Source organism: Arthrobacter sp. W4I7, from assembly GCF_030816215.1.
Taxonomy (GTDB): domain Bacteria; phylum Actinomycetota; class Actinomycetes; order Actinomycetales; family Micrococcaceae; genus Arthrobacter; species Arthrobacter siccitolerans_A.
In genome coordinates this window covers 3,318,221-3,338,195 of the sequence record NZ_JAUSXU010000001.1, presented here as the reverse complement: position 1 = coordinate 3,338,195, position 19,975 = coordinate 3,318,221, and the positions used below count along the sequence as shown (strand labels likewise).

General features: G+C 64.9%; 21 protein-coding genes. 10 read left to right on the top strand and 11 right to left on the bottom strand.

The window, feature by feature from the left end:
• Nucleotides 1-91: 91 nt before the first annotated feature.
• From QF047_RS15135 to QF047_RS15120, 4 genes are read left to right on the top strand one after another with little or no spacing between them, the layout of a single operon-like run.
• Complete coding sequence (locus tag QF047_RS15135) at nt 92-508, top strand: hypothetical protein (protein ID WP_307278667.1); 417 nt, start codon at nt 92-94, stop codon at nt 506-508.
• Nucleotides 509-512: 4 nt separating this feature from the next.
• Nucleotides 513-647 carry a hypothetical protein gene (locus QF047_RS15130; RefSeq protein ID WP_307278665.1) on the top strand — a complete coding sequence of 45 codons (135 nt, stop codon included), beginning with the start codon at nt 513-515 and terminating at the stop codon, nt 645-647.
• Nucleotides 648-687: 40 nt separating this feature from the next.
• Entirely contained in the window at nt 688-1,665 is a 978-nt protein-coding gene (locus tag QF047_RS15125; RefSeq protein WP_307278662.1) for an aldo/keto reductase, read from the top strand.
• A gap of 59 nt (nt 1,666-1,724) precedes the next feature.
• Nucleotides 1,725-2,489, top strand: coding sequence for an HpcH/HpaI aldolase/citrate lyase family protein (locus QF047_RS15120; RefSeq protein ID WP_307278659.1), 765 nt, complete (start codon nt 1,725-1,727; stop codon nt 2,487-2,489).
• Between the two features lie 90 nt (nt 2,490-2,579).
• On the opposite strand, the gene QF047_RS15115 is transcribed toward QF047_RS15120, so the two are convergent.
• Nucleotides 2,580-3,026 (bottom strand): hypothetical protein, encoded by a 447-nt coding sequence (locus QF047_RS15115; protein WP_307278656.1) that lies wholly within the window; start codon nt 3,024-3,026, stop codon nt 2,580-2,582.
• Nucleotides 3,027-3,304: 278 nt separating this feature from the next.
• Here QF047_RS15115 and QF047_RS15110 point away from each other — a divergent pair, with 278 nt between their 5' ends.
• The gene (locus tag QF047_RS15110) at nt 3,305-4,261 is read left to right on the top strand and encodes a metallophosphoesterase (protein WP_307278653.1); all 957 of its coding nucleotides are present in this window, start codon (nt 3,305-3,307) and stop codon (nt 4,259-4,261) included.
• Nucleotides 4,262-4,323: 62 nt separating this feature from the next.
• Here the strand turns inward: QF047_RS15110 and QF047_RS15105 are convergent, their stop codons facing one another.
• The 7 genes from QF047_RS15105 to QF047_RS15075 all read right to left on the bottom strand — a co-directional run bounded on the left by QF047_RS15105 (nt 4,324) and on the right by QF047_RS15075 (nt 10,771).
• A complete protein-coding gene (locus QF047_RS15105; protein ID WP_307278651.1) occupies nt 4,324-5,097 on the bottom strand; it encodes a DeoR/GlpR family DNA-binding transcription regulator in 774 nt (257 codons plus the stop codon).
• A gap of 168 nt (nt 5,098-5,265) precedes the next feature.
• On the bottom strand, nt 5,266-6,270 hold the full coding sequence (gene pdxA / locus QF047_RS15100; RefSeq protein ID WP_307278648.1) for a 4-hydroxythreonine-4-phosphate dehydrogenase PdxA: 1,005 nt from the start codon (nt 6,268-6,270) through the stop codon (nt 5,266-5,268).
• Nucleotides 6,270-7,475, bottom strand: coding sequence for a four-carbon acid sugar kinase family protein (locus QF047_RS15095; RefSeq protein ID WP_307278646.1), 1,206 nt, complete (start codon nt 7,473-7,475; stop codon nt 6,270-6,272). The genes pdxA and QF047_RS15095 overlap by 1 nt, the downstream gene beginning before the upstream one ends.
• The gene (locus QF047_RS15090; protein WP_307278643.1) at nt 7,472-8,461 is read right to left on the bottom strand and encodes a 2-keto-3-deoxygluconate permease; all 990 of its coding nucleotides are present in this window, start codon (nt 8,459-8,461) and stop codon (nt 7,472-7,474) included. The genes QF047_RS15095 and QF047_RS15090 overlap by 4 nt, the downstream gene beginning before the upstream one ends.
• Before the next feature lie 332 nt (nt 8,462-8,793).
• Entirely contained in the window at nt 8,794-9,243 is a 450-nt protein-coding gene (locus tag QF047_RS15085; RefSeq protein ID WP_307278641.1) for a DUF4383 domain-containing protein, read from the bottom strand.
• Between the two features lie 170 nt (nt 9,244-9,413).
• Nucleotides 9,414-9,908 carry a GNAT family N-acetyltransferase gene (locus QF047_RS15080; protein WP_307278639.1) on the bottom strand — a complete coding sequence of 165 codons (495 nt, stop codon included), beginning with the start codon at nt 9,906-9,908 and terminating at the stop codon, nt 9,414-9,416.
• Nucleotides 9,905-10,771, bottom strand: a complete 867-nt coding sequence (locus QF047_RS15075) for a ribokinase (RefSeq protein WP_307278636.1) — start codon at nt 10,769-10,771, stop codon at nt 9,905-9,907. The genes QF047_RS15080 and QF047_RS15075 overlap by 4 nt, the downstream gene beginning before the upstream one ends.
• Nucleotides 10,772-10,913: 142 nt before the next feature.
• Here QF047_RS15075 and QF047_RS15070 point away from each other — a divergent pair, with 142 nt between their 5' ends.
• Nucleotides 10,914-12,356, top strand: a complete 1,443-nt coding sequence (locus QF047_RS15070) for an MFS transporter (RefSeq protein ID WP_307278633.1) — start codon at nt 10,914-10,916, stop codon at nt 12,354-12,356.
• 36 nt (nt 12,357-12,392) lie between these two features.
• On the top strand, nt 12,393-13,418 hold the full coding sequence (locus QF047_RS15065; RefSeq protein ID WP_307278630.1) for a nucleoside hydrolase: 1,026 nt from the start codon (nt 12,393-12,395) through the stop codon (nt 13,416-13,418).
• A 183-nt stretch (nt 13,419-13,601) separates the two neighbouring features.
• On the opposite strand, the gene QF047_RS15060 is transcribed toward QF047_RS15065, so the two are convergent.
• From QF047_RS15060 to QF047_RS15050, 3 genes are all read right to left on the bottom strand, one after another.
• Nucleotides 13,602-14,021 (bottom strand): hypothetical protein, encoded by a 420-nt coding sequence (locus QF047_RS15060; RefSeq protein ID WP_307278627.1) that lies wholly within the window; start codon nt 14,019-14,021, stop codon nt 13,602-13,604.
• Between the two features lie 663 nt (nt 14,022-14,684).
• On the bottom strand, nt 14,685-15,467 hold the full coding sequence (locus QF047_RS15055) for a GntR family transcriptional regulator (RefSeq protein WP_307278625.1): 783 nt from the start codon (nt 15,465-15,467) through the stop codon (nt 14,685-14,687).
• Nucleotides 15,468-15,595: 128 nt separating this feature from the next.
• Entirely contained in the window at nt 15,596-16,321 is a 726-nt protein-coding gene (locus tag QF047_RS15050; RefSeq protein ID WP_307278622.1) for a hemerythrin domain-containing protein, read from the bottom strand.
• A gap of 395 nt (nt 16,322-16,716) precedes the next feature.
• Between QF047_RS15050 and QF047_RS15045 the strand changes: the two genes are divergently transcribed.
• The 3 genes from QF047_RS15045 (at nt 16,717) to QF047_RS15035 (ending at nt 19,920) form a co-directional block, all read left to right on the top strand.
• Complete coding sequence (locus QF047_RS15045; RefSeq protein WP_307278619.1) at nt 16,717-17,997, top strand: ABC transporter substrate-binding protein; 1,281 nt, start codon at nt 16,717-16,719, stop codon at nt 17,995-17,997.
• Nucleotides 17,998-18,079: 82 nt separating this feature from the next.
• A complete protein-coding gene (locus QF047_RS15040) occupies nt 18,080-18,967 on the top strand; it encodes a carbohydrate ABC transporter permease (protein WP_306638515.1) in 888 nt (295 codons plus the stop codon).
• The gene (locus QF047_RS15035) at nt 18,967-19,920 is read left to right on the top strand and encodes a carbohydrate ABC transporter permease (RefSeq protein WP_307278614.1); all 954 of its coding nucleotides are present in this window, start codon (nt 18,967-18,969) and stop codon (nt 19,918-19,920) included. The genes QF047_RS15040 and QF047_RS15035 overlap by 1 nt, the downstream gene beginning before the upstream one ends.
• Nucleotides 19,921-19,975: the final 55 nt, after the last annotated feature.

Here is a 19,975-nt window from a genome sequence, read left to right as displayed (position 1 = left end):
GGACGTACACAAGGGGAATGGGGGCCGCAGTGCTCGGCTACCGGAGTTCGAATTCGGGGCTCTTCTGGGTCGCGGAAGTATCGTGGGGCTTGTGATTCCCATCGAATTTTTCCAGGCCTGCGCCACCATCATTCCTACCCTGCTTGTGGCCCTTCTCATTGGAGCCAAGCATGGGACTTTGCTGGCAGAAGCAGCCAGAAAAAACCGGGCTACGCTCATCGTGTTGACGGCCGCAGGAGTGGGAGGGGCTGTACTAATCTCCGTGGGAGAACTCGCCGCGTTGATGGGCATCATGAACCATGGTGGCTCAAAGCCTCAGGCCGCGATTGCAGTGGCAGCGATATTCTTCATCATCTACATGCTGATGTTTGAGATTGCCGGTCCGCTATCCAGAAATATGCCAAATAGCCTCATGAGTCAGTCAGTTTCCGCGGTCTTTTCTCTCGCTGTGCTGTTGTGTCTATCTTTTGCCCTGTATTTCATTTTCGAATACCGGCCGCCTGCGTGAACGCTTGCAGGGCCCCACCGAACAGGTCCTCACCCGCCCCCAGGATCCAAACACCCGCGCGCTGCGGGCGGCAGCACTGGACCCGCTGACCATGACGGGACGCAAGCCCCGCGAAGTGGTATCAAGGGTGATGAGGTAGCGCCGCTGGGCGAACCCGTACTGATGGAGGAAGCAAGCTGATGCAGGGAACCACCGTGGCAGGCCTGGAGCTTCCCATCTCACAACTGGCGCTGGGCACCATGACCTTCGGGGACACCGCGTCGGAGGAGGTGGCTGCGGACATGCTGGCCGCCGCGCTCGACGCCGGCATCACGGCGGTGGATACAGCCAACGGGTACGCGGGCGGAGCCAGCGAGGAAATTTTGGCGAAGATCCTCCCGGCGCGCCGGGACGCAGTCGTACTGGCCTCCAAAGCCGGCATTCCGCACCCCGACGCGGGGGACAACTCACCGCTGTCAGCCGAGGGGATCCGCCGCTCCGTGGACGGCAGCCTCCGGCGCCTCGCTACCGACCGGCTGGACCTTTTCTACCTTCACCAGCCGGACCGGAAGGCCCCGCTGGAAGAAACGCTTGACGCCGTCGGGCAGCTGATCCGCGACGGCAAGGTGGGCGCGTGGGGCGTGTCCAACTTCGCCGCCTGGCAGATCAGCGAGGTGAATACGGCAGCCGACGCCGCCGGGATGCCGCGGCCGGCGGTGGCGCAGCAGCTCTACAACCTGCTCGCGACGCGGATCGAGGACGAATACCTGGAGTTCGCCCAGCATACCGGGCTGCTGACCATGGTCTACAACCCGCTGGGCGGCGGGCTCCTCACGGGCAAACACTCGTTTACGGAGTCGCCCGCCGAAGGCCGGTTCGGCACGTCCCGGCTGGCCGAGATGTACAAGCAGCGGTACTGGGACCCCCGGCTCTTTGACGCCGTACGCCAGCTTGCCGACATTGCCGACGGCGCAGGCCTGCCGCTGCCGGAGCTGTCCTTCCGCTGGCTGCTCAGCAAGCCCGGTGTGGGCTCCATCCTGCTGGGCGGCTCCAAGCTGGAACAGCTGCAGGCGAACATCGCCGCGGCCGCGACGGGCCCGCTTCCCGAGGACGTGGTGGGGGCCTGTGATGCCGTGGCTGCTGAGATCCGCGGGCCGATGCCCAAGTACAACCGCTGACCTTTGCCTACCTGTACTGCCCGCCGGAACTTTCGTTATCAACCGAAGAGGAAACTGCCATGACCGCCGCATCGTTCGCCGCCAAAGCCCGAGCCAATGAGCCCGTCGTCGGATATTGGGTGGTGCTGGACTCGCCGGTGTCCACCGAGCGCGTGGCGCGGCTGGGTTACGACTACGTGGCGCTGGATGCACAGCACGGGCTGATGGGGTATTCCGGCTGGCTGCACGGGCTGATGGCAATTGATGCCGCAGGCGCTGCCGGCATCGTCCGGGTTCCGTCCAACAACGCGGCGTTCATCGGACAGGCGCTGGACGCCGGCGCGGCCGGAGTGATTGTTCCGCTGATCAACAATGCTGACGAAGCTGCTGCGGCCGTCCGGGCTGTACGCTACCCGCCGCACGGAATGCGGTCCTACGGCCCCATGCGGTCGGCGCTCCGGATTGGACCAGTGCCAGCGGAAGCGGATGCGACCGTGCTGTGCCTGGCCATGATCGAGACACCCGAAGGTTTGGCCAACGTCAAGGAGATCTGCGCGGTACCGGGGATCGACGGCGTGTACATCGGCCCGTCCGACCTGTGCCTCGCGGTGGGTGGCAAGTTCCCCAACGATCCCGATGTGGCCGAGAAGTTCAACGCCGCGCTCGTGACCATCCGCGAGGCTGCACAGGACGCCGGCGTCATCGCTGCCATCCATACGGCGAGCGGCGAGATTGCCGCCCAGCGGATCTCGGAGGGCTTCACCTTCGTCACCGTGGCCTCGGACCTGACGCACCTGGAGATCGCGGCAGCGAACCACCTGGCCACCGCCCGCTCCGGTGGTTGAGCCTGCCGAAACCCGGGCTGGTAGTTGAGCCTCTCGAAACCCGCGAGCGAGGTTCCGAAAAGCTCAACCGCCGACTCCCGCCACTTCGACCTAGCAGCTCGAATGCGTCCCCTCGCTGCGCGTCTTGCCGTTGGCGATAACGTACCGGGTGTTGGTGCGGCATGTCACACCGGCCTCGGTAGTCGTCGTGATCTGGCTACTTATGTTCGATGCGTTCTCGAGCTCGATGTAGTGCTTCTTCCAGTCGGTGGAAGTGCCGTTGAGAACTTCCCGATCGCGGCTGTTGGTTATGGAGTAGTCATGACTTTGGTGTCGGATCACTTGGCGGTATTCAAGTGACCCATCTGGGGATTCGAAGTGTTCCACCTGCGCGCCGTTGCTGCGCGAGTCGGATGGTGGCGCGGCCAAGGCTGGCGAGGCAGTGAGAGCGAGGGCCAGGCCAGCGCCAGAGGCGACGACCAATCGGGCCAAACGGTTCATCGTGGGGAGTCCTTCCGCTTCTTTGTCGGGCTCCCCAGCACGCAGTGGATAAATCATAACGATTGCGTAAATCGCCGTCAACGGAGTTATCCGTTGTTGTCGCCGCTGCTCAACCGCGCATGCCGAATGTGAACGGGTCCACAGGACATCGCGGACGACAAGGCGGTGGTAACTACCTTCATGGGCATCGCGCGCCCTTGACAGCAGGTCCCGCGCTTAGGAGTATCAAGGTGCCGAGCGCCTTGCGGTCTCCCGCAAGCCGATCTGCCGTACTGCTGCTCGAAGGGGGTTATCGGATGCAGCCAACACTCTTTCGTCTGAGACTCTCCCGGGGTGTGGCCGCACTCGCCGCGGCCCTCCTGGCAGTCTCTGCCGCGGGGTGCACCGGCACTCCGGAACCGCCCCCGTCCCCTGTGCCTGATGTGCGGATTGCTGCAGTAGGCGACATGAACGACGCTGAGAATCTCGACCCTGACAGCCCCTCCGGCAAGAACGGTGCGGCGATCACCCAGCTCGTGGAAAACAATGAGATTGACGCGTTCCTGGGGCTTGGGGACTTCCAGTACTCCACGGCGCACTGCGAAGACTACGTGCAGTACTGGGAGCAGCTGTGGGGTGGCACGAAACCAAAGTTGTACTGGGTGTCCGCCCCAAACCACGACTGGGAACCCGGCCGCAACGAAGACCTCGACAACTTCATGAACGGCCAGTGCCCCGGGTCAACGGCAAAGGCTGCGATCAACCAGGAGCAGGGATTCATCAGGAACGGGAAACCCTACTCGAAGGACTTCGGGAACTGGCACTTCGCGTTCCTGCCGTCCGCGCTCTGGCGGTACAACCCCGAGGAGGCCCGCGCAGCAACGGAGTGGCTGGACAAGGACCTGGCTGCTGCCGAGGCCGCGGGCAAGCACCTGGCAGCGGTGTACCACGAGCCGTACTTCACCTCGAACACGGACGGACATGAGCGGGCCGCCGAGCACAAGCCGTGGATTGATGTGATGTGGAAGCACCGGGTCCTGCTCACCCTGTCAGGGTCGCAGCACAACTACGAACGGTCCTGTCCGGTCAACAACTCTGACGAGTGCGTCAGTGACGGGATGACAGCGTTCCAGGTCTCCACGGGAGGTACCGGTCTCCGTCCCTTCACCAGCAGGCCGCGGTATATCGAGAAGCGGTTCAGCGACACCTACGGGTTCCTGCGGCTGACCCTGCACGGCGACGGGTCTTTCGACTGGAACTTCGTTCCGACGTCGGGCTCGAGTACGGACTCGGGCTCGCGTTCCGCGCCGTAGGACAACCGCCGGGTTTCGACAGGCTCAACCACCGGCCGCCGCCTCAACCACCAGCCGCAGCCTCAACTGCCGACCGAGGCAACCTCAACCTGTACCCCGGCGTCCCGGAACTTTTGCACCTGTCCGGGGTCGGCGCCGTCGTCCGTTACCAGGGTCCAGGGCAGAGCCAAACGCGCCCACGCGTGGAACGGGCGCAGGCCGAGTTTGGAGGAGTCCGCCAGGACGTAGACGCTGTTGCCGCGCCGGGACATCAGTTCCTTGAGGCGGGTCTGGGCGTGGTCGGCTTCGCAGATGCCGTCCTCGGCGGTGACCGCGTCGGCGCCGAGGAACACGCGGTCGAAGCTCATCCGCTCCAAGGCCGCTTCGGCCAGCGGGCCGACGAAGCTCTGGCTGACGCTGCGGAGCCGGCCGCCCAGGCAGTCCACCTCGATGCCTTCGGAGTCGGCCAGTTCCTGCATGGTGTTGATGCCCGGCGTGGTCACGGACAGCTTTTCGAAGCCGCGCAGTTCGTGGGCCAGGGCACCTACAGTGGAGCCGGCGTCGAGCAGGATGTTCTCCCCGGGCCGGATTACGGCCGCGGCCCAGCGGGCGATGGCGTGCTTCTGCTCGAACGCTTCCCCGGTGCGCTGCCGCAGCGACGCTTCCGGGTGGGCGCCCAGGGCCATGGCGCCACCATAGGTGCGGGCCAGCCGGCCCTGCCCGTTCAGGAGAGCAAGGTCGCGGCGGATGGTGGAGGCAGTGACCTCGAACCTGGCGGAGAGTTCCTCCACGGATGCCAGGCCGGTGGTGACGGCGAGGTGGTAGATCTCCTCGCGCCGAGCGTTTGCGCTGAGCATTCCGGGTCTCCTTCCCGTGGCAGTGGTAACCATGCTAGTTCCGGCCCCTAGTTTCGACAGGCTCAACCACCGGGAGGACAGGCTCAACCACCGGGAGGGCAGGCTCAACCAACGGCAACGGCCGGTCAGCAATTCTACGCTGACCGGCCGTTTGTCTCTGGGAAGCGGTTAGAGAGCCTCGTCACGTGACGGCGCCAGGTCCACTGCCTGCCGCAGCGCCTCAAGAAGCGATTCGTGGTCGGCGATGTTCTTGCCTGCGATGTCGAAAGCGGTGCCGTGGTCCACGGACGTGCGCACCACGGGCAGGCCCACGGTGATGTTCACGCCGTTCTCCAGGCCGAGGACCTTCACCGGGCCATGGCCCTGGTCGTGGTACTGGGCCACCACCAGATCGAAGTCGCCCCGGCCGGCCAGGAAGAACAGGGTGTCGGCCGGGAGCGGGCCGAAGGCGTTGATGCCGTCTGCCTGGGCCTTCTCGATGCCGGGCTGGATCTTCTCCGCCTCTTCGCCATACCCGAACAGTCCGTTTTCGCCTGCGTGCGGGTTGATGGCGCACACCGCAATCTTCGGGTTTTCGATGCCGGAGGCCTGCAGCAGCTCGTGTCCACGCTTGATGGTCCGGTAGACCAGGTCACCGTTGATCTTGGCGATCGCATCGATAAGGCCGATGTGGGTGGTGACGTGGATGACGCGCATCTTCGGGGCGGTCAGCATCATGGAAACTTCCTCGGTGCCGGTCAGTTCGGCGAGGAGTTCGGTGTGGCCGGGGTACTTGTGCCCGGCTGCGTGCAGGGCTGCCTTGTTGAGCGGCCCGGTGCAGATGGCATCCACCTGGCGGTCCATGGCCAGCTGCACGGCCTTCTCAATGAAGAGGTATGAGCCGTTTCCGGCGGCCGCCGAGAGTTCACCCCAGGCGAGGTCCTCCGGAATGCAGTCGATGTCCAGCACGTCGATGGTGCCCTCGTCGAACAGGGCCTCCGAGGGTTCCGAGACCTTGCGCAGGGTCAGCGGGCTGGCGACGATGTCAGCAGCGAGCTGCAACCGGCGAAGGTCCCCGATGACGAGCATGCGGGCCTTTGACCGGAGTTCGCTGTCGGCCAGGGCCTTGACGATGATTTCCGGGCCGATGCCGGCTGCATCGCCCATGGTGATCGCAACAATCGGGCGTCCCATTATTTGATACTCATTTCAGTCGTAGTGCCAGTAAGAAATTGTTTGGTCCGGGCCAGTGTGCCAGCGTCCCCGAAGGCGCCGGCCTTGGTGACCAGCAGGGGGAGGGGCCCGGGCAGCAGGCTCATGACGACGCCGGGTTCAACCTCGCCGAGGACCGTGAAGCTTCCGGCGCCGAGGGCTTTCAGGACTGCCGTGGCCGTTTCCCCGCCCGTGAGGACGAGGGCGTCGCAGTGCCCGATGCCGGCTGCGGTGGCGCGGGCCAGGGCCTCTGCCACAACAAGTGCCTGCGACTTGTCCACGATGCCCATCGGGTCCGGTGTCAGCACCACGTCCGTCCGGGCCATGGCCTGGGCAACCTGGCGGGGAACTTCGGTATCGTCCAGGGTGGCGTGGTCCAGCGTGATGTGCTCAGCGCCGGCTTCGACAAGTGCATCGGTCTGCTGCCGCGCGAGGCCGGAGTAGCTGCCAATTACAGTCAGGGTCCGGCTAACGTGCCGCTCCTGCCCATTCCGCGCAGCTGTTCCTTCGTCACGCGCGGCGATGTGCCCGGCCAGTCCGCCGGAGCCTACCAGGAGCGCCGGGAAGTCCAGCAGCTTGGCGGCGGCCGCGATGGCCTTCAGGTCCTGGTCGGAGGAGGCGTCCAGTACGACGGCGTCAGTCCCGCGTTCCTGCACCTCCCGGAGGTGCCGCGCCAGTTCCTCGGGGTTACCTCCCGCTGCGCCGGCAACCACCTCGACGGTCAGCCCACTGGGCGCAAGTGCTGCGGAGACGTCGCCGCCGAAGCTTCCTTCAGTGTTCGGGACGCCGTTGATATGGACGATGCCACCCTCGGTGGTCCTCCCAGTGCCCGGGAACGCCGGGGCCACAATGGCGAGGCCGTTTTCGAGGCCCTGCGTGATCTGCGCGAGTGCCGCAGCGACTTCTACACCGACATTGCCTCGAAGCAATGAGTCGATCTTTTTGAAGACCCGGCGGTGCTGCCCGAGGGCCCGCCCCGCCGCCGTCGTGACAGCCGCGGCGGCTTCCGCTGGAGCCAGGTAGCGGCTCTCGGTATTGATTGAGAGGATTTCAGCGTCGGGCCAAGCGGAGTCGACGTCGAGGATGACGCAGCTGGTGTGCGTGGGGCCATAGGCGGCGGCCGCATCAGCCGCCCCCGTCAAGTCGTCCGCGATGATTGCCCACCGCGTGGCTGCGTCCGTGTTCATACCGCGTGCGAGACCTCAGGTGCTGCCGCGGCTTCCTTCGCCTTGAGTCGCCTGGCGTACCAGGCAACCATGAGGGGGCAGCCGATGGCGGTGACCACCACGGACGCGGCAACCAGTACGGTGGCGGGTCCGGCCGCGGGAGCGTAGGCAGGGTTGGCTGCGGCTACCAGCATGGGAACCGTGGCCGCGTTGCCTGCGGTGGTGGCTGCTGCCAGCCCGGCGATGCCGGAGCCTCCGGTCAGCTTGTCCGCGAAGAAGAGCACAGCACCGCCGGCGATGAGCACGAACAGGCCAAGCGCCACACCCAGCAGTCCAGCGTTGAGAACCTGGTTCAGGTTGAGGCCGAAGCCGAGCGCAAGGGCGAAGAACGGGATCAGGACAGGGGCCGCGGAGGAGAGGAACTTGCGCATCGCCGGGTCAAGAGCGCCCAGGATGGCTCCAAGGAGCAGGGGGATGATGGCGCCCACGAGTGCCTGCCACGGGAAGGCCGACAGGCCGGCAACGCCCAGGGTCACCATCGTCAGGAAGGGGCCGGACTCCAGCGTCATGACGGAGTAGGCCGCAACGTCTTTGGGCTTGCCGTACTGGCCCATGAGGGCCATGTACATGCCGCCGTTGGTGTCATTGAGGGCTGCCAGGATGGCCAGGACAGACAAGCCCGTCAGCAGCCCGCCGTTGATGGGAAGTTCACCCATGAACCGGCCGGCGATGACGCCGATGATGATGGCGAACAGGACTTTGCTGCCGAACAGGACGCCGCCCTTTTTAAGGATGTACGGGGTGGCCTTGATATCGATGCTGGCACCCATGCACACGTAGAACACGGCGAGGATGGTGGTGCCGCCGGTGAAGAGAGCACCCGTGAACGAGCCGAAGAATTTGGCGGAGTCCGGTGCGAACGTGCCCAGGAGGGCGCCGATGAGCAGGGGGATCAGCATCATGCCGCCAGGAACTTTTTCCATGGTGGCCTTGATTGGGACAGACATGAAGCAACCTCATTGTTGTGTTGGGGGAGGGGGAGGGGACCGAGCCGCCCGGCTCCGATCATGATTAAAATCATAAAGACCTTGCGCATTTAACGCAAGCCCAGATGCGCGAAGTGCGCATGCTACTGAAGCGGGCCCCGTGATTGAGCCTGACGACACCCGAAAGCGGCCCCGGTGGTTGAGCCTGTCGAAACCCGAAAGCGGCCCCTGGTGGTTGAGCCGCCCTGCGGGTTGGCCGGTGCAGTTAAATACAATGGCCCCGGCAGCAGCGGAAGCTGCGGCCGGGGCCATCGTCGTGTTCGGTGCGGCGTGATTACCGCCGTGGGAATGCCTTAGGCGCGGGCCTTGTGGCCCTTCGTGAGGATCAGGGCCAGGGCCACCATCCCGATGCCGAGCAGCAGGTGCAGGATGTTGTCGAAACTGTTCAGCGGGACGAAGTTGCCGTCGGAATCCTGGGGGATGACCAGGCCGTAGATGAAGAGCACCAGGTAGATGATGCCGCCGTAGAGGAGGAAGGAGCGGGCGCCGGCGGCGGTCCGCGCGAGGGCGATGCCGGCCGCCCCGAACAGCAGGTGGACGATGTTGTGCAGGGCCGAGACCTGGAAGAGGCCCAGCAGCAGGGCCTCGGAGTGGTGGCCGGCGAAGGCGAGCTGGTCGTAGTTGCCGGTGATGCCGGGAACGAAGCCCAGGACGCCGACCAGCAGGAACACGGCGCCGACAACCATCGATGCCTTCTGGACGTTTGTGCGGGCCGCCATGCGGGTGCCGGTGTGAGTTGCCATGGTGATCTCCTGAATGCGATATGTGTGGTTATGGAAGAGCAGGCCTTTACCTGCTGACCCAAAGGGTTATGCCTGCTATTCGGGCCTTACCGCGTTTCGGATGGCTGTCCTGGGAAAACTTTTTGGACTCTTTGTGCCGGCCGCACTCATGGCACGTGCCGCCGCCGGCCTTACAGCTCCAGCCGGAACACCCACAGCAGCACATCCTCACCCGGCACGTACCAGTCCCGCTCCGGCGCGCGGCGGAAACCCAGGGACTCATACAAAGCGTGGGAACGCTCCATGAAGGTGGCGCTGGTGATGCTGATGGCGCCGATGTTCGGCAGGGACCGCGCGTGCTCAATGACCCGCCGGACCACGGCCCGCCCCACCCCGCCGCCCTGGACAGCAGGGTCCACCGCCAGCATCCGGAACTCCAACTCCCCATCCACGGCGATCTCGCTGTACGGCTGGCCGGCGAACGTCAGCGTCACCGCCGCCACCACCTTCCTGGCGGCCTCCGCCACCCACACCTCCGCGTGCGCGGCGCGGTGCTCCACGTCCTCCAGCACGCCCATGTACGGATGGTCGGCGGCGAAGTGCCCCGCCCGGAGATAGGCGTCCCGCGTGATGCGCCGGACCTCGGGAAAGTCCGACGGCGTCGCCCGCCTGAACCCGACGCTCACCGTGTGCCTATGGCCGCGGCAGTCCGCTCAACATAGTGGCTCAGCTGTGCCAATTCCGGCTGCGAAGCGGGGTCACCTACGGCGTCTCCACCCACAGCATTGGCCACGGCCAGCGCCCGGCCATTGTCCAGTCCGTGCTGCAGGGCCAGGACCAAAGCAGCGCAGAAGGCGTCCCCGGCGCCGATGGTGTTCGCCACCGTCACCGATGCTGAGGGAGCTTCGGCCACCTTCCGCCCGCACTCGAACATCACCGAGCCCTCGCCGCCGTACGTCACGGCCACCAGTTTCGCGTCCGCGAGGGCCGGAATCAGGGCGTACTCGCTCTCATTGACGATCACCAGGTCGCAGCGCTCCAGCAGCTCCGCCGGCAGGTCCATGGCCGGCGCCGCGTTCAGGACAAAGAAGCCCTGGGCCTTCCGGGACGCCTCCAGGACGACCGGCAGGCCGACTTCCAGCTGGCACAGCACCGTCTCGTCGGGGCCGAACTCCACGCCGTCAAGCGAGAGGTGTGAGTTGGCGCCCGGGCACACCACGATCTGGTTTTCCCCGTCGCGGTCCACCACGATCAGCGCAGTTCCAGTGGCGTCCCGAAGGACGGCGACGTCCGAAATGTGCACGCCCGCTCCTGCCAACGCATCCAGCATCAGCTGGCCGTGAGCGTCGTTCCCCACGGCGCCGATCATCCGGGCACTCCCGCCAAGCCGGGCGGCGGCCGCAGCCTGGTTGGCGCCCTTGCCGCCCGGCTGCTCCGAAAGTATGGCCTCGCCGATGGTTTCGCCCGCCGTCGGAAGCCGTTGGGCGGTGGCGATCAAGTCCAGGTTGATGCTGCCCACAACGGTGAGGGCAGGAAGTTTGTTGCTCATGAAATTCCTTACGGGGGAGGAGCCGGAACCGGCTGGATTAGGAAATAGTGTACGGCACTGTTGTACTTGTCCGTCATACATGGTTGTATAACAACTCACATCCGAACCGCAGGACCGGCCTGCAGAAACAAAGGAGTTTGATGTGAACACCCCAACCCCCGCGGCAGCCGCGCCTCCCGCCCAAGCCTCGCCCGCCGTCGTCCTTCCCGACGAGGCCGGCAAGCTTTCTGGCCGCCGCGCCGCCCTGCTGATCTCGACGCTGCTGCTCGGCGTGCTGTCCTTCCAGCTCAACGCCAGCATGGTCACGCCGGCGCTGCCGGAGATCGCCGCCAGCTTCGGCCGGAACGCCGACGCCGCAGCCCCGGTCCAGTCCATGTTCTTCCTGGCCGGCGCCATCGCCGGGCCGGTCATCGGCAGGTGGAGCGACTTCATCGGCCGCCGCGCCGCCTTATTGCTGGTCCTGGGCATTATGGGCGCCGGAACCATCCTCTGCATCACGGCGCCCACGCTGGAACTGCTCGTTACGGGCCGCTTCCTGCAGGGTGTCTCCAGCGCTGTGTTCGCGCTCGCCTACATCGTCCTCAGCGAGAACCTGCAGGCGAAAGCCTTTGGCACGTCGGTGGGAATCATTGCCGCCGTCAACGGCGGGATCGGGGGAGTGGATGGCTACGTGGGCGGCCTCATGGCCGAAACGCTCGGCTTCCGGTCCATCTTCGTCGCCGTGCTTGTCCTGACCGCCATCGCGGCTGCGTGCATCGTCCGCATTGTTCCGAAGGGCCGTCCCAACGGCGTTCGTGGTGCCATGGACTGGTGGGGCGCGGGATCCCTGTCCGTGTTCCTGGTCTTCATCACCTACTTCGTTTCCGACGGCTCGGCCGCCGGCTGGACCGCACCCTCCACCCTGGCCCTGCTGGCGGGCACCATCGCTTCCTTCGCCGCCTTCTGGATGATCGAGAAGCGCCGCAGCCACCCGCTGATCGCCGTCCACCACCTGCGCTCCCGCCAGGTCTGGCCGGTCATCGCCACCACCGTCCTCACGCTGGCCGGTATCTTCGCGATCATCAACTTCACCGTGGTGCTGCTCAGCCAGGATCCCGACGGCGGTTTCGGGCTTTCCGCCTCCCTGTCGGCCTTGCTGTTCCTCACCCCGGCCGCTTTGATCGGCGTGTTCGCCGCGCCGTTGGCCGGGTGGCTGGCCGGCCGCCGCGGCTGGATCAAGACCCTGCGCGCCGGCACCGGGCTCAGCCTGGCCTGCGCCATCGTTGCCGCTATGTTTTCCACGAACCAGCTGGCGGTGCTGATTGCCGTGGCGGCGCTGGGCATCTTCTACAACGGGCTGTTCCTCACCGCCATCAACGGACTGTCGGTGCTCCTCTCGCCCAAAGAAGCTCCGGCTGCCTTGCCCGGCATCAACGGCGCCTCCTTCGGTATCGGGGCGAGCCTCGGCGTCGTCCTCGTTGCGCCGTTCGCCGCCCAGGCCACGGCAGCCGGATACGCCACCGCCCTCTGGATCTCCGTGGGCATCACGGCCGCCGCGTTCATCGTCAGCCTCTTCGTCGCCGCCCCCAAGGGCGAGACCGTTTGACCTCCCTTCCCCTTCACCGATTTTGAAAGAAGAACCATGACCTCCACCAACCCGATCTACCTGGACTGCGACACCGGGATCGATGACGCCCTCGCCCTGGCATACCTGCTCGCCGCCCCCACCGCCGAGGTAGTGGGAATCGGGACCGTCAGCGGCAACGTCAGTGCCGCCGTCGGCGCCCGCAACACCCTGGACCTGCTGCAGCTGGCAGGCCACGCCCACATCCCTGTTGCGTTGGGAGCACACGATCCCCTGGGTGGTTCGTTTGGCGGCGGGGCGCCATGGGTTCACGGTGAGAACGGGATCGGCGAGGTTGCGCTGGACGCGGCCTCTGCGTCCCTGGCGCCGGAGTCCGCCGCGGAAATGCTGGTGCGGCTGGCCCGGTCGTATCCGGGCACGTTGCGCGTGGTCGCCATCGGGCCGCTGACCAACATCGCCCAAGCCCTCCGGCTCGAGCCTGCCCTGCCCGCTTTGGTTCATTCGATTACGGTGATGGGCGGCGCCGCGCTCGCCCCTGGCAACATCACGCCCGTGGCCGAGGCCAACATCCACAATGACCCCGAGGCTGCAGCCCTGGTGCTGGCCGCCGACTGGGACATCACTTTGGTGCCGCTGGACGTGACCATGGCGTCTGTGCTCGAGGAACCGCACCGGCAGCAGCTGCTGGCCGCGCCTGGTCCGGTGCCGAGGGCGCTGGGGGAGATGCTGGGGTATTACTTCGGGTTCTACGAGGGCATCTATGGGAGGCCCTGCTCGGCGATGCATGATCCGCTGGCGGCGGCGCTCGCCGTCGGTGCAGTCGAAGCTGCCGTGGCTCCGGTGGTGCGTGCCGTCGTCGACACCTCCTCCGGGCCATCCCGCGGACAGACCGTCTGCGACATGCGCGGGGCTTATGCCGGGTACCCGGAGGTGCCGGGCGCGCGGTGCCGCGTGGTGCTCTCACTTGAAGGGGACTTTGCGCCGCACCTGGTGGAGACGCTGCTAACGCTGCACCCGGTGGCTGAGCTTGTTGAAACCACGACGGCGGCACTCACCACGGCTGGTGCGCCACCTGCGGGGTGAGGCGCATGCAGGGTGCGGTCCACGTCAGCGGGCAAATTGGGCGAGCGGCCAGGAGGTTGTCAAATTCTCCTTGGGTGGTGACTACCGACCCCAGCCATTCCGATGTATTTAGAAACACCGTCGAGCCGTTCCATTTCTATGGACGTGGGACAGCATTCACGGATTGGGATGACTACGTGCTGCCTATATGCAGGAGTAGTCGTAATCGAGTCCGGCTGAAACGTACTGGGTCACTCTTACCCGGCTGTTGGGCGTCAAGCCAGGAAGAGAACAATTCGATTTGGCTCCCCGCAGGGTCTTGGCACCTGCGAGCCAGCTTGGCAGCCCCGCGAGGGAGCTGCCGGACGGCACGGTGCCGGCGATGATTCCCCATTGCGAGCTGGTCGAGTAAATCCCGACACCGGCGGCCTTGCCTTCGGCGTTCTTACGTCCGGCGGTGATGCTCTCGAAGTAGTCGACCATCCCTTCGAGGGTCGCCCGGTTCAGGGCTGTGTCGGTCTGCCAGCTATTGCCGGTCTCCACATCCAGCCACCAGAAATAGCTGCCGGGGTCATTCACGCCTCGCTTAATGGCGTCGTCATAAGCCTTGGTGTAGCCGTACATGTATGAGCAGGCAAGGTTCACTGGGCCTTCGCCGCCGCCTTCGGAAACGCATTCTCCGTAGGGATTTGGGCCCTTCCGGTCCGGGAAGATGTTGGAGGACGGCCACCAAGAGCCTTCATGTCCTGGGTTGGCAGTATTTACGTATAAAGCGACCTTGGGCTGCGCAGTTAGCCCGTTAGACTTAGCGGCCCAAACGAGTTGTCCAGCGAGACAAGGGTTGGTGTTATTGGCCAGTCCACCGGTCACACCCACAATCCCGAATGCCTGCCCGCTGGGAAGGGTCTTCCCGCACTGGGGCCAGGAAACGTCATTGCCCACCAGGTCCGTATTACCGGATGGTGGAGCCGCTGCCACCGGCGCCATTCCTGTGACCGATAGTCCCAAGAGTGTCAGGAAGGTGCATGCCATTTTTATCCCGTAACGAGCCATGCGTAAATGCTACGGCTGCTTCTAATATGAAACGCCGAGGGGCCCCTGACATTTATGTCTTGTCTGTCAGTGCTCCAAGAAGCTGGACCCAGACAGGGGGGGGCGGACCCGGGACCACCCGGGCGAGCGGCTTCGTTGCTGAACTGACAACGGCCAGAAGCTAGTCGGGCGCGGTTGGTGTTGTTTGCAGTGACAGTATGATCGATGCCTGTATACCTGTCGGAGGCTGCCCGCCTAGGACTGTAAGGACTGCATGACCGACAGGTGCCCGGCCCGGGCTGAGACCAGGCACTTGGCGAGGTAGAAGGGCTGGTTGCCGTACCGAACATACTGGGTGAGGACCAGCACGGGGTCGGACGGGCGCAGGTCCAGCAGCTTCGCACGGCTGGGGCCCACCTGGCTGAGGCTGATCTGGCACTCGCCGGGCCCGGGCAGCCGGCCGAGCTGGCTGTTGAGCGCGGCAAGCAGGCTGGTGCCGCCGTCGTCCTTTATCTCCAGGGGCACGGCGGGGCTGCTGCCGACGCTGACGGGCTGGGCGGAAACGTTCTCCTGGAGGTGGGCGATGGCCTCGCCGTCGCGGATCAGGATGGATTCCCAGAGCCAGCAGTCGGTGCCAGGCTCGACCCCGATGCCGGGGGCGACAAATTCGGAGGCGGCCTGCCGGACCACTTGGGTGCGCTTGACTTCGAGCTGCTGGCCGGGGCCGGCGAGGACTTCCTCAAAGGGGCGGATGCGTTCGATGCCGATGCGGGGCAGCGTGTCCGAGACGAAGCGTCCCACGCCGCGCCGCGCCCGGATGAGTCCGTCCTCTTCGAGCAGCATGAGGGCTTCGCGGACCACGGTGCGGCTGACTTTCATGTCCGCGCCGAGCTCCGTTTCGGTGGGGATCATGGATCCGGGGGTGAGGAGGCCGTTGCGGATGGCTTCGGCGATCCGGGAGTACACCGCGACGCGGAGGGGTGAGCCGGGCTGGGCCGCTACCGGCTGGGACAGGAACCTGGCGGCGTCCTGATTCACGTTGAGCCTCGCTTTAGTCTGGGGATTTCCAGCCTAACAAGTGCTACGCGTTTGTTGGACAAGCAGTAGTGGTTGAGCCTGTCGAAACCCTTGCCGGGTGGTTGGGCCTGTCGAAACCCGCTGCGCCGCTACAGTGTCTCGGGAACCGGGCGTCCCGGGAAGAGCGTCTCGTACTGTTTCCGGTACATCCTCCGCCCGAAGAGGCGGTAGGCAACCCGGACCGGGGGAGGGATCTCCTTGAACATCTCCCTCCGGTCGGGGGGCGGATTCGTGGCCAGCACCATCCCGAGGTAGCCCACCAGGAACTTCTTGTCGAGCTGATCGATGCCGTGCTGGGCGGCCTCCTGCATCTCCTTCTCGGTCAGGATCCTGTCCACCACGGGCATCACCTCGGTGACTTCCCGGCGCAGGTGAACGTTGAGGACTGCCTTCAGGTCCTCGTAGCGCTCCGCGAGTTCCTGGCCGGTTTCTGCGTCTGCCGTCTCCATCCAGCGCAGGCGGACTGGCTCGATGCTCCCGAGGCGTTGGGTGACCTGCCGGTGCTGCTCAAGCATCTGCCCGATGTGCAAGGCGCAGGCCGGTGCCCGGTCCTTCATCTGCGGGTACATCAGCAGGTCCTCGCCCTCGTGGTGGATGTGGAGCACCTTGTCGAAGTTCCCCAGCACCTCGCCTACGTAGGCGGCGCGGGCGGTGTCTCCGTCCGCAGCGGAGCGCACCAGGCCGGGCGCCTCGTCATAGGCCCACAGGAAAAAGCGGTGGATGCGCCGCATGCCCGCGGTCCCTGTGCACAGCACTGGTCCTGATGGCAGCGGAGCTGCGGTTTCGCCGGGCTGCATGGTGAAGAAGTCGGTCATTGGATGGCCCCTAACGGCTCGTCATGCGAGACCAGGACCTCTCCCCGGGTGCATCGTACCGGGTGCCCGTATGCCACACAATGGCCATGGCTGGTGGGGAGTACGACGGCGGTCGCGGCGCACCTGCGCTGTGGGCCACACCCCTGTCCGCGTCGTGCAAGGTGAAGCAAGATAACCTCACGACAGCGGGTTACGGGAGAGGCAGCACGCCTTGCCGCCCCGACGGACGGCGTCCTTCGGTGCCAAAATGCCAAAACGTTTCTTCATGGTGAAAGTGATGCTTGACACCCTGCAAGCGATGCGCTTATCTTGGTGCCAAGTCGTTTTATCAAAACGATTTTTCACCCCAAGCATTGTCTCGCCATTTCCGTTCGAGAGAAAGTGAGTCGACAGCGATGTCCACTCGAAAGACCATCAACAGGTTCGTCACCATCGGCGGCGTCTGCACCGCCGTCGCACTGGCAGCCACCGGGTGTGGCGCAGGGGGCCCGTCCAACACGGGTAGCGCCGGCACCAACACCGTCAACGTCCTGGTCGAGGCTGGCGGGCACGCCGAGCTGACCGGCGTCGCCGAACAGTGCAAAAAGGACGCGGGAGTCAACGTCAACTTCGTCGAACTGCCTTACGACGGCATGTTCAACCGCCTCTCCAGCGAATTCTCCTCCGGCAACGTTTCCTTTGACGTCGCAGCCCTGGACTCCGTCTGGCTGCCCAGCTTCAAGGACGCGGTCCAGCCCATCGACGAAATCTTTACTGACGAGGCCAAGAAGGACATCTTTCCCGCCCTCGTCAAGGAAGCGAACGTGGACGGGCACTTCATCGGGCTCCCGGCATGGACCAATGCCGAGATCATCCTCTACCGCAAGGACCTCTTCGAGGACGCCAAGAACAAGGCCGACTTCCAGGCCAAGTACGGGTACAGCCTCGCCGCGCCCACCACCTGGAAGCAGTACCAGGACATCTCCGAATTCTTCACCAGGGACGGCATGTACGGCACCGACGTCAAGGGCGGGGTAGAAACCGAATGGCTCGCCCACGTCCTGCAGGCCGGCTCGCCGATGGTCCTGGACGCGAACAACAAGGTGGTCATCGACAACGCCGCGCACAAGGAGGCCCTCGACTTCTACGTCAGCCTCGTTAAGTCCGCTCCGTCCGGTGCCGCCCAGGTTGACTGGGCCGCGGCCCAGAACCTGTTCAACCAGGGCAAGACCGCAATGACCCGCTTCTGGGCCCACGCCTACCGGCAGATCCCCAAGGACGCACCGGTTGCCGGCAAGGTGGGGACTGCTCCCATGATCGCCGGATCCGCCGGTGTTGGCGGTGTCCCGGGACCCTGGTACCTCACCGTCCCGAAGGCCACCAAGAACACTGACGCCGCCAAGAAGTTCATCAAGTGCGCCTACGACAACAACAGCATGGGTATCGAATCCAGCCTCGGCCTGGCTTCCCGTATCTCTGCTTTTGAGAAGTACCAGGACAAGGAAGGCTACGAAAGCTTCGGCCCGCTGATCGAAACCCTGAACGGTAAAGCCACGGCCACCCGCCCGGCTACCGAGAAGTGGCAGCAGATCGTCGACACGGTTCTGGTTCCCATGCTGCAGAAGGCCGTTGCGGGCGGTGACTCCGCAACACTCCTCGCCGATGCCAAGAAGCAGATCGAGGACCTCGTCAAGTAAGAGCTCCGCGGCCGGCATCTGCCGAAGAGGCACAGCAACACCGGTGCCGGCCGTGGCCCCCCAACCAGCGGAAGAGAAAACCGTGCGTATCTCCGATCGCCGTTTCGCATTGTTCCTGATGACACCAGCGGCGCTGTTCCTTGCAGTTTTTGTCGCCTTCCCGCTGTTCCGCCTTGTGGCGGACAGCTTCTTCAAGATCTCACCGATAGCGGGCGGCCCCCGTGACTTCGTGGGTCTGGACAACTACTTCCGGGCCTTCGCCTCCGAGGCCTTTGTAGGTGCCGGATGGCGGACCCTGGCTTACACGCTGGTGGTGGTCACCCTCGAGTTCGCCCTGGGACTGGGAATGGCCCTGCTGTTCACCACCCTCGGGCGCAGCTCCCAGATCTGGCGGACCGTCTTCATGTATCCACTGATGATCGCGCCCATCGTGGCCGGCCTTCTCTGGAAGTTCCTGATGATCGACAACTTCGGCCTCATCGGAACCCTCCTGCACCAGGCAGGCATCCTGTCCAACCCCAACCAGATCGGCTGGCTCTCCGACCCGAACATTGTGCTGTTCTCGGTTGCCATTCCGGACATCTGGCTGACCACATCGTTTATGTGCCTGGTGCTCTTCGCCGGGCTGCAGAACATTCCGGGGGACCTGATCGAAGCCGCGCGGCTGGACGGCGCACGCGCACCGGCGATGCTGTTCCGCATCATCCTGCCCCTCCTGCGGCCGGTCATCGCCGTCGCCCTCGTGGTCCGCGGAATCGATGCGGCCCGGGCATTCGACACCATCCTCATCCAAACCAACGGCGGCCCCCAGTCCGCCTCGGAAACCATGAGCCTGTTGATCTACCGGACCATGATCCGCTTTGGTGATCCCGGCCTGGCAAGCGCCATGGGAACCCTCTATCTGCTGGCCATGCTCGCCGTCGCGTTCGTCGCGGTGTCCACCATCTGGCGGCCAGGAAAGGACAACTGATGCGCGTTGCCGAAAAAACAATGCACGACGCCGGGAAGTCACCTGTAGCCGTTGCCGACCCTTCCCTGCCAACCACCGGAAGCAGCAGCGGCCGCAAGCGCCGGGGCGTCAACCGTGAAGGCCTGGAAGCAGGCCGCCGCAGCACCAGGACCCTGCTGTGGGTCCTCCTGGCGGCAGCGATGGTGCTCTACGGTTTCCCGTTCCTTTACCTGCTCTTCACGTCCTTCAAGACCCCGATCGATACCATCGCGGTTCCGCCCACCATCCTCCCGCGGGAATGGACGCTGGAGAACTACGTCAACGCACTGGGCCGCAGCGGTGTGGTGGCGTCCTTCATCAACAGCATCCAGACGGCCGTCATCAGCACCGTGCTTTCACTGGTGCTGGCGGTGCCCGCAGCCTACGGCATCACCAGGTACAAGACCCTGAGCGGCCGGATCTTCATCATGGCTGCATTGGTCACCCGCATGGTGCCGCCGGTGGCAATCGGCATTCCGCTGGCCTCGATGATGGCATCCATGGGCCTGTCAGATACGCCAATCGCGCTCTCCATCGCCCACACCACCATCTCGCTGCCGCTCTCCATCTGGCTGATGTCCAGCTTCTTCGAAGCGGTGCCCAAGGACCTGGAGGAAGCTGCCACTGTGGACGGTTGCAGCAGGCTCAAAGCCCTGTGGCGGGTAGTGATTCCGGTGGTTTCCGGCGGTATCGCGGTCACAGCGATCTTCGCCTTCCTGGCCTCCTGGAACGAGTTCCTCTTCGCACTCCTGATGACGGCGATCCGCTCCCAGACAACACCCGTGGTGATCGCAAACTTCCAGACCCAGTTCGGCCTGGACTGGGGATCCATGACGGCGCTGGCCGCGGTGTACTCCATCCCGGTCATCCTCCTCACCCTTCTCTTGCAGCGCAAGATCGTCGCAGGCATGACGCTCGGCGCGGTCAAGGGCTAGACCACCAACAACGAGTAGCCTACTGATGACGCCCAGGGGCATCACCGACCATAAG

Bases quoted from the DNA above. Each gene is read 5' to 3' on its own strand.
- QF047_RS15125 (WP_307278662.1), top strand. From the start codon at position 688: ATGCAGGGAACCACCGTGGCAGGCCTGGAGCTTCCCATCTCACAACTG.
- QF047_RS15120 (WP_307278659.1), top strand. From the start codon at position 1,725: ATGACCGCCGCATCGTTCGCCGCCAAAGCCCGAGCCAATGAGCCCGTC.
- QF047_RS15115 (WP_307278656.1), bottom strand. From the start codon at position 3,026: ATGATTTATCCACTGCGTGCTGGGGAGCCCGACAAAGAAGCGGAAGGA.
- QF047_RS15105 (WP_307278651.1), bottom strand. From the start codon at position 5,097: ATGCTCAGCGCAAACGCTCGGCGCGAGGAGATCTACCACCTCGCCGTC.
- pdxA (WP_307278648.1), bottom strand. From the start codon at position 6,270: ATGGGACGCCCGATTGTTGCGATCACCATGGGCGATGCAGCCGGCATC.
- QF047_RS15095 (WP_307278646.1), bottom strand. From the start codon at position 7,475: ATGAACACGGACGCAGCCACGCGGTGGGCAATCATCGCGGACGACTTG.
- QF047_RS15090 (WP_307278643.1), bottom strand. From the start codon at position 8,461: ATGTCTGTCCCAATCAAGGCCACCATGGAAAAAGTTCCTGGCGGCATG.
- QF047_RS15085 (WP_307278641.1), bottom strand. From the start codon at position 9,243: ATGGCAACTCACACCGGCACCCGCATGGCGGCCCGCACAAACGTCCAG.
- QF047_RS15075 (WP_307278636.1), bottom strand. From the start codon at position 10,771: ATGAGCAACAAACTTCCTGCCCTCACCGTTGTGGGCAGCATCAACCTG.
- QF047_RS15065 (WP_307278630.1), top strand. From the start codon at position 12,393: ATGACCTCCACCAACCCGATCTACCTGGACTGCGACACCGGGATCGAT.
- QF047_RS15060 (WP_307278627.1), bottom strand. From the start codon at position 14,021: ATGTACGGCTACACCAAGGCTTATGACGACGCCATTAAGCGAGGCGTG.
- QF047_RS15050 (WP_307278622.1), bottom strand. From the start codon at position 16,321: ATGACCGACTTCTTCACCATGCAGCCCGGCGAAACCGCAGCTCCGCTG.
- QF047_RS15045 (WP_307278619.1), top strand. From the start codon at position 16,717: ATGTCCACTCGAAAGACCATCAACAGGTTCGTCACCATCGGCGGCGTC.
- QF047_RS15035 (WP_307278614.1), top strand. From the start codon at position 18,967: ATGCGCGTTGCCGAAAAAACAATGCACGACGCCGGGAAGTCACCTGTA.